At 36.4% G+C, this 8,042-nt stretch carries 8 protein-coding genes and 1 pseudogene; 5 read left to right on the forward strand and 4 right to left on the reverse strand.

The genetic code is table 11. The features are described from left to right. Positions 1–783 precede the first annotated feature (783 nt). From F6K23_RS28605 to glp, 3 genes and pseudogenes are all read right to left on the reverse strand, one after another. Positions 784–891, reverse strand: a pseudogene (locus F6K23_RS28605) (DNA-binding response regulator); the annotation flags it as partial. 454 nt (positions 892–1,345) lie between these two features. Next, entirely contained in the window at positions 1,346–1,978 is a 633-nt protein-coding gene (locus F6K23_RS28610; RefSeq protein ID WP_293162088.1) for a response regulator transcription factor, read from the reverse strand. A 67-nt stretch (positions 1,979–2,045) separates the two neighbouring features. After that, on the reverse strand, positions 2,046–3,281 hold the full coding sequence (gene glp / locus F6K23_RS28615; protein ID WP_293162070.1) for a gephyrin-like molybdotransferase Glp: 1,236 nt from the start codon (positions 3,279–3,281) through the stop codon (positions 2,046–2,048). Positions 3,282–4,073: 792 nt separating this feature from the next. On the opposite strand from glp, the gene F6K23_RS28620 reads away from it, so the two are divergent. From F6K23_RS28620 to F6K23_RS28640, 5 genes are all read left to right on the forward strand, one after another. Continuing rightward, positions 4,074–4,247 carry a hypothetical protein gene (locus tag F6K23_RS28620; protein WP_293162072.1) on the forward strand — a complete coding sequence of 58 codons (174 nt, stop codon included), beginning with the start codon at positions 4,074–4,076 and terminating at the stop codon, positions 4,245–4,247. Between the two features lie 12 nt (positions 4,248–4,259). After that, positions 4,260–4,703, forward strand: coding sequence for a restriction endonuclease subunit R (locus F6K23_RS28625; RefSeq protein WP_293162074.1), 444 nt, complete (start codon positions 4,260–4,262; stop codon positions 4,701–4,703). A gap of 129 nt (positions 4,704–4,832) precedes the next feature. Then, positions 4,833–5,249: a XisH family protein gene (locus F6K23_RS28630; protein WP_293162076.1), complete on the forward strand. Its 417-nt coding sequence runs from the start codon at positions 4,833–4,835 to the stop codon at positions 5,247–5,249. Next, positions 5,237–5,572 (forward strand): XisI protein, encoded by a 336-nt coding sequence (locus F6K23_RS28635; protein WP_293162078.1) that lies wholly within the window; start codon positions 5,237–5,239, stop codon positions 5,570–5,572. Before F6K23_RS28630 ends, F6K23_RS28635 begins: the two co-directional genes overlap by 13 nt. Before the next feature lie 357 nt (positions 5,573–5,929). After that, complete coding sequence (locus F6K23_RS28640) at positions 5,930–6,382, forward strand: DUF29 domain-containing protein (protein WP_293162080.1); 453 nt, start codon at positions 5,930–5,932, stop codon at positions 6,380–6,382. Between the two features lie 126 nt (positions 6,383–6,508). On the opposite strand, the gene F6K23_RS28645 is transcribed toward F6K23_RS28640, so the two are convergent. Next, complete coding sequence (locus tag F6K23_RS28645; protein ID WP_293162082.1) at positions 6,509–7,909, reverse strand: tetratricopeptide repeat protein; 1,401 nt, start codon at positions 7,907–7,909, stop codon at positions 6,509–6,511. Positions 7,910–8,042: the final 133 nt, after the last annotated feature.

The raw sequence follows: 8,042 nt of genomic DNA on the forward strand, positions 1-8,042 counted from the left end.
GCTTTAACTCGGTCGTCAACTGCTAGTTTATTCATAATACCTTTAACATGAGTTTTAAAAGTTACTATGATCGGGAAAAGCGGCCGCTCTTCAATCAACAGTAAAAAATAGGCGATCGCTAAAAACACACAGCCAAAAACAGGGGTTATGGACTGTTTTATCAATTTCTCGGTAAACAATTATTTTTATCTGTTGTTTCTTGTTACAACTTGATAATTCACGACAATATTTTTATTCTTTCTAATTTGTCTGCGCCAAATTCCAATTTGCCTACTAAAAATACAAAGAGTAGCTCCCACCCAACAAATTTCTAAAAAAGATATAAATGCGTGATATTTCATTTTTTCCTCTACACTCTAATTAGGGTTTGCTGAAAAAGTCTTATGGGTTAGGGTAGGAGTCAGGAGTCAGGAGTCAGGAGTCAGAATAAATGGGAATTATAGAGGAAGTAGGAGTAAGAATTGTCTCAAGATTTTTCTGCCATAATCGTCCCAAAATACTAGCATGCATGAGCTTTTTCCACCGAAAAGCTAACACTTTTTTAGACCTAAAAATGCTATAACCTTTATCTATCAATGCTTTTAGATTTAATCAGCAAGCCCTAATTAAATAAAATTCATAGATAAAAATTTATTTATAAAATAAATAAATTGCCGAAAAATTTAGGTATAAAGCCTCTCCATTCATGGATAAAAAAGAAAAAAAATCCTTTGATCCAATCCTCTTATTTATAAAAAGAGGTAATTCGCGCATTCGCGCATTCTAAATTCTTGAAAGTCAAATTCATACCAAACCTGTTCTCAAAGCAACAACGACTTCTTTAACTCGGTCGTCAACTGCTAGTTTATTCATAATACCTTTAACATGAGTTTTAATAGTTACTATTGTCAGGAGAAGCGACCGCTCTTCAATCAACAGTAAAAAATAGGCGATCGCTAAAAACAGACAGCCAAAAACAGGGGTTATGGACTATTTCATCAATTTCTCGGTAAACAATTATTCTTATCTGCTGTTTCTTGTTACAACTTGATAATTCACGACAATATTTTTCTTCTTTCTAATTTGTCTGCGCCAAATTCCAATTTGCCTACTAAAAATACAAAGAGTAGCTCCAACCCAACAAATTTCTAAAAAAGATATAAATGTGTGATATTTCATTTTTTCCTTTACCTTTAGTTAAATAAAATTCATAGATAAAAATTTATTTATTTTATAAATAAATTGCCGAAAAATTTAGGTATAAAGCCTCTCAATTCATGGAGAAAAAAGAAAAAAAATCTTTTTATCCAATCCTATTATTTATAAGAAGAGGTAATTATAAATTCTAAATTATTGAAAGTAAAATTCATACCAAACCAGTTCTCAAAGCAACAACTGCTGCTTTAACTCGGTCGTCAACTGCTAGTTTATTCATAATACCTTTAACATGAGTTTTAATAGTATTGGGACTCAAAAAAAGGTCTTTAGCAATTTCCGTATTAGTCTTACCCTCTACCAACAATTTTAAAACATCTAATTCTCTAGATGACAAATTAGCTGAATTTTCTGGCACTGCTGGCGATGTTGGTTGCAAATTTTGAATCACCATTCTCCCCACTTGTGGATCGAGATAAGTAGCACCATCTATAGCAGCAGTAATAGCAGATATCAACCTTTCTATACTCGCCCCCTTTACACAATATGCATCTGCGCCACTAGATAATGCACCCATAACTTCTTGCTGACTATCGTGAGATGTAAGTACAACAACTCTTGTATCTGGGAGTTTTTCCTTAATTTGCTGAGTAGCTGCAATGCCATCAAGTTCTGGCATGGCAATATCCATAACCACTAAATCTGGTTTCTTTTCGATCGCTTTTGCCACTCCCAACTTACCATTGTCTGCCAAACCTACTATTTCAATATTAGAATAATCGCCCAAAACTTGCTCTAACCCAAGTTGCATCATTGGGTCATCATCCACAATTAAAATTCGTATTTGCTCTTGTTGAGTGGTTATTAACTGTTCCATAATTACCTTTTTATTTTCCTGATGTTGATGACCATCAATTTATTTTTAACACTTGTACTGACTCGCCTGCCGTGATCGAAGTTTCATTCAATGGTACAACTGCTAAACCTGTACTACCAGCTAAATTAATTAAATTTCCCGAACTGTTACTGCCGACTGCAAGTTGAAATTCATGGCCATTACTTCCTAAATTTAGCTGACCCCATAGATAAGTTTCTCTTTTACCGTTGGAATGTAAATCTTGAAGCGATCGCGCCGTTACAAATTCTGGCCCCCATGCTGCTTGCTCTACTCCTGCCAATTTTTTTAGTGCTGGTTGGACAAACCGCCAAAAACTAACTAAGGCTGAAACGGGGTTTCCTGGTAAACCGAAATATACACATTGAGCATCAGCAAATTTAGCAACAGTTAATGGTTTTCCTGGTTTAACTGCCACAGAATGAATATGAATTTCTGCTCCTAACTCGGTGAGAATATCTTCTACATAATCATAGTCTCCTACTGATACTCCTCCAGTGGAAAGTAAAAAGTCTGTAGTAGCGATCGCCTCAGCGATGTTTTTTTTCAATATTTCTCGTTCATCCGGGACAATACCTAGTCGTATTACTTCTGCACCTGTCTGTGCTACAGCTACTGCTAAGGCATATTGATTTGAGTCTACTAACTGACCTGGTTGTAGGGGTTGGTCTGGTGTGACTAATTCGTTGCCTGTGGACAATATTCCGACTCTAGGTAGGCGATAAACTGTTATTTCTTGACATTGAAGTGCTGCTAATACTGCTATTTCTGAAGCTCCTAAGATTGTTCCAGGGTTGAGTAAGGGAGTACCTGCAGTATAAAATGAACCACGATATCGTACAAATTCTTGGGGTCTTGGGGTTTCTTGGATGAGTACTTTATTGCCTTGTTTTTGAGTCACTTCTTGCATGACTACTGTATCTGCTCCTGTGGGCATACAAGCACCTGTAAAAATACGAGCTGTTTGTCCTGGTTGAATTTGCTGCTGAGGTTGATACCCGGCTGGAATTTCTTCTATAATTTCCAAGGTTATTGGATTTTCGGGACTAGAGTTTTTGACGTCTGTAAATTTTACTGCATAGCCGTCCATTGCTGAATTATCCCAGTGGGGAAAATCAAGCTTACTGGTGACTGGGGTGGCTAATATGCGCCCCGATGCGGTTAGGAGGTCTACTTTTTCTACATCCCTCTGGGTATTTAAGGGTTGTACTAGGTTCAAGATGATTGACTCTGCTTGGTCAACTGGTAGCATTTTCAATCTATAATTAAGATTTGCGTCATTTTAATTATAGATTGTATTTGACATCCTTTCTCTTTTGTTTTTGTTCTTGTTGAAGGGTATCAAGCCTTTCCTAATTCTTGGTTGAATAAAAAGTCATGCGTAAGTGCGAATATATCCCACTATACAAATAGTATCATGGATTTTTTCTGAATGCAACCCAATTGACCTCGCAAAAATTTTATGAAGCTCTAGAAAATGAAAAAATTGATATAATGTCGGCTTAAAAATTAGCGATCGCTCTTTCAGATTAAAGTGGGCAAATCTCAAAAGGTTGACAATGAAACAGGAGCAGTGGGGAAAATATGATTCAAGGATACTGGTAAGCATTTCCTGCAGAATGCTGCGCAAACAGCTATTAGCAGTCAGCTATCCTCCGGAGGAGGAACTACGTTAACAGCAATTAGTAATGAAGAATTACTTCTAATACCAATTTCCAAAAGTAATGCTATACTTGAGTAACACTTCAGTTATTAAGTAATTAACGCAAGTAGAATAACTTTTTTGCTTATTTTAGCTAAGTTAATGTTAATTATTCTTATCTTTACCTCTCCCTCACTCCCCTACTCCCCTACTCCCCTGCTCAATAAAATGTAGAAAAGTTTTTGAGAAATGGTATAAGATGTAGGAAGAGTACTTTGGCGGTAACTTTTTATTTTTTCTCAATTTCTAAATTGCTTTTACCTTCCCCAAAATTAATAGCTTAATAGCTGATAGCTAATAGCTGACGGCTGAATGCTTACGGATACTGAGGAATAAAAATTCATGGTTGAAACTATTCAAGCTCAAAAAATTAACCTTTTAGATTTAAAGTTAAAGTTTGGTTTAGAATGGACTGACGATGGAGAATTTTTCCAGGAATGGCAAGAAAATTTGCCGGAACTGACAGATTTAGAAATGGCTGCTATAGATGAAGTAAAACAGGAATATTTACATTGATCTCAATATCCATTGTTAGAACCTGTGGTAAAATTAGTTGTTTTATCTCCATTATTGAAGTGGGCTGGTTTTTATCGACATCCTTTTTTTCTTACTGGTGAAAAGGAAGTAAAAATTAGCTCGGAAGATGAGGCAACAATTATTACTGGTATGTTAGATATTTTAGTTTTTACTCCAGAATTTTGGGTATTAGTAATTGAGGCAAAAAAAACTGCTTATTCTCTGGAGGTTGGGATTCCACAAGCGCTTGCTTATATGTTGGCAAGTCCTAATTTAGAAAAGCCTAATTATGGCTTTGTGACTAATGGTACGGATTTTATTTTTTTGAAGTTAATTCAACAGGAAAAACTTATTGATAGTGAGTCAGATTTATTTTCGATGCATCGCCGTCATAATGATTTGTGGAATGTTTTGCAAATATTAAAAGGTTTGAGTAGATTGGTGGTTCAAATGTAGAATTATGAATGTATAATTTAGAATTAAAAGTAAATTTACTAATTCTGAATTTTATACTTTACAGCGCTTTTATGTTCTATATATATTACAATTAGACCATAATAATAAGTAAATTAAAGAAGGGTAAAAATGGCTGCTAAGGATAAATTTCATGCTGTGGTTAGAATTGCTTTGGAAAAGGAGGAATGGCAGATAACTGACGATCCTTTGCTACTGGAAGTAGGCGGAACTAAATTTGAAATTTATTTAGGTGCACAGCAATTATTAGCAGCAGAGCGGGGTGAAGAAAAGATTGCAGTTGAGATTAAAACTTTTTTGAGTGATTCGCCATTAACAGATTACCATAATGCTTTAGGACAATTCTTGAATTATCGGTTAGCTTTAGAAATTAGTGACCCAAAACGAATTTTATATTTGGCAATACCTGTGGTTGCTTATGACACTTTTTTTAAGGGGGAATTTGCCCAAATATCTTTGGAAAGGTATGAAATAAAACTAATTATTTATGACTCAATAAAGGAGGTAATTGTAAGATGGATAAATTAGAATCTTATCGCCATATTATTCAATCTTTATTAACAGTTTATGCTGCCATCCCTATAGCAAATGGTCAGATAGATAATTACACGGTTTTTGATACAAAACAAGACCATTATATGGTTATGAATGTAGGATGGGATGGTTATCGGCGAGCTTATGGTTGTGTTTTACATTTGGATATTAAGGGAGGAAAAATTTGGATAGAGCAAAATATGACGGAAATGAGAATTGCTGAAAAACTTGTGGAGCAAGGAGTGCCAAAAGAAGATATTATTCTGGGATTTCAAGCTCCTGAAATGCGGGAATATACTGATTATGGAGTTGTTTAATTGTAAGCATTCAGCTATTAGCTGTCAGCTATCAGCTAGCCTCCTATGGTCGGAACTACGTTATCAGTTTGATGACCTTTCAAGGAGAAAAAAGCAATTTTATCAAAGCTTCATAGTACGAATTTCTGGTTGAGAATGTAGTATAAATTAAACTAATGCTTGCTTAATTCATTAAAAAGCTATTTGCACAGGATTCCTAGAAATAACTGACCGCTAATAGCTGAATACCTACAAGACAATTAATAAAGCTTTTATCCTAAACTAAAAGCAATAGCTGATAGCTGATGGCTGACGGCTGTTTGCGCAGCATGACCTAGGAAATGCTTACATAATTCCTAATAAATAAAGAGGTAAAATATGAGTCATAAATTGCCAAAAATAGATACTTTATACGAACGCGACTTTCTGGCGTGGTGTGAGGATACTGCTGCTAAATTAAAAGCTAAAGATATAGAAAATTTAGACTGGGAAAATCTGATTGAGGAGATTGAAGCTTTGGGCAGACATGAACGTCGAGAATTGAATAGTCGATTAACAGTATTGCTTACTCATATTCTGAAGCGAATGTATGTTAATAGTCCTGAAAATTTTCATGGATGGGAAGTTACAATTAGAGAACAAAGGCGAAAAATTCAAGAATTGTTGACAGATTCTCCTAGTCTCAAATCTTATTTAGAAGAAATATTGGCTAAAGCTTATACTAACGCATTAGATGATGTAAATTTTGAGTATCAAGAAACTGATTTTCCCTCATTTTTGGCGTTTAATACTAATACTAATTCCTTGTTATTTGAAACATATTGGAAATAGCGATATAGCTGTCGCTAGGCTCTGCCAAGGCTCTTTTTCAGTTATCAGCAGCTAGACACAGATTCGGGCCCGGATAAACGGATTAATTATTTGGCATCATTCGTGTATCTGTGGCAAAATCCGTGTCTAGCTCTGTTGTTGTTGCCGACAACGTTGGAGATTTTCTCGCGCAATCTTAGTATGAGGATGTTCCCCACCTAATTTTTGTTCTAAAATATCCAGTGCTTTTTTGTACAAAGGTTCTGCTGCTTCGTATTTCCCTTGAGAATAATATAAATTTGCTAGGTTGTTGAGGTGGGTGGCAAGCTGTGGATGATTTTCCGGTAGGGCGATTTTGTCGATTTCAATAGCTTGCAGGAACAAAGGTTCTGCTGCTTCGTATTTCCCAAGAGATTTATATAATCCTGCTAGGTTGTTGAAGTCGGTGGCAAGATATGGATGATTTTCCGGTAGAGCGATTTTGACGATTTCAATAGCTTGTTTGTACAAAGGTTCTGCTGCTTCGTATTTGCCTTGAGAACGATATAATCCTGCTAGGTTGTTGAGGTCGGTGGCAAGGGAGGGATGATTTTCCGGTAGGGCGATTTTGTCGATTTCAATAGCTTGTTTGTACAAAGGTTCTGCTGCTTCGTATTTCCCAAGAGATTTATATAATCCTGCTAGGTTGTTGAGACTGCAGGCAAGATATTGATGATTTTCCGGTAGAGCAACTTTGACGATTTCAATAGCTTGGAGGTACAAAGGTTCTGCTGCTTGATATTTCCCTTGAGAACGATATAATCCTGCTAGGTTGTTGAGGTCGGTGGCAAGGGAGGGATGATTTTCCGGTAGAGCAACTTTGACGATTTCAATAGCTTGGAGGTACAAAGGTTCTGCTGCTTCGTATTTCCCAAGAGATTCATATAATCCTGCTAGGTTGTTGAGGTGGGTGGCAAGGGAGGGATGATTTTCCGGTAGGGCGATTTTGTGGATTTCAATAGCTTGCAGGAACAAAGGTTCTGCTGCTTCGTATTTCCCTTGAGAATAATATAAACCTGCCAAGTTGTTATAGACATTCGCAATATCAGCATTATTTTTATCTAGCCGTTTTTCTGCCATTTCTTTACCCTTCTCTAACCAAGGTTGTGCCTGTGGATAAAATCCTTGACCTTCATAGAAACGACCTAATCCAATAAAAGGAACAATCAAATCATCATCACTCAAATACTCAGTTAAATTTTCTGCTACCTCCTCAATATGGGGAATATCAACCTCAACTTCCCGAACTTGCTCCTGCGTAATCTTATCAGGAATTTTCCTCGCCGCCTCCACGATCGCCACAACAAAACCACGTCTCAACTCATCCGCTCCTGAATATTCTCTCAACTTCATCTGCAAGAACTCCCGCACCAAAGGATGCAAACTATAAATCCCATACTCAACACCCTTCAACAAATGCAGATTTAGCAAATCCCCAATAGCAATTTCCCAAACCTCCAACTCCTCATCATCCTCTATCTCATCCAACGACAAACGAAAAGGAGCCAAAGCATACAACCGTACGAAAAAAACTGTAGAAAATCGTAACAGCTTTTATCTTGATATTGGATTAACCAATACAGGCTGTACGGCACAGCTCACTATTCCCTCGGGAGGAAATGCCTCTGGGAATTTCTTTCTA

Source organism: Okeania sp. SIO2C9, assembly GCF_010672455.1.
Taxonomy (GTDB): domain Bacteria; phylum Cyanobacteriota; class Cyanobacteriia; order Cyanobacteriales; family Microcoleaceae; genus Okeania.